Annotated in this window: 1 protein-coding gene; it reads left to right on the top strand. The window is 48.9% G+C overall.

The window, feature by feature from the left end; genetic code table 11:
- The coding region (locus AB9F26_RS22425; protein ID WP_369769145.1) for a class I SAM-dependent methyltransferase at positions 1 to 319 on the top strand (319 nt) is incomplete at both ends.

Genomic DNA, 319 nt, shown 5'->3' with positions numbered 1-319 from the left:
GAAGGCGGGCGTGTCGTATTACAGGCGATCACCGTCAAAGACAGTTTTTTTGAGACCTACAAAACCTCGTCCGAATATATCCGCCAGTATGCATTTCCCGGGGGCATTTTGCTATCCGACAAGGTGATTTCCCAACAGGCCAAAAACGTTGGCCTTGAGGTCCGAGACAGTTTCGCCTTTGGCCAGGACTATGCCAAAACCTGTAGAATTTGGTCAGAAAGCCTGGTTTCGCAGAATTGCAAAATCACCGAACTGGGGTATGGTGACTCTTTCTTTCGAAACTGGCAGTATTGCATGGAAATTTGCGCGGCCTCGTTTG

Source organism: Falsihalocynthiibacter sp. BN13B15, from assembly GCF_041205415.1.
GTDB lineage: Bacteria > Pseudomonadota > Alphaproteobacteria > Rhodobacterales > Rhodobacteraceae > Falsihalocynthiibacter > Falsihalocynthiibacter arcticus.
This window is presented reverse-complemented; position numbering and strand designations above follow the sequence as displayed.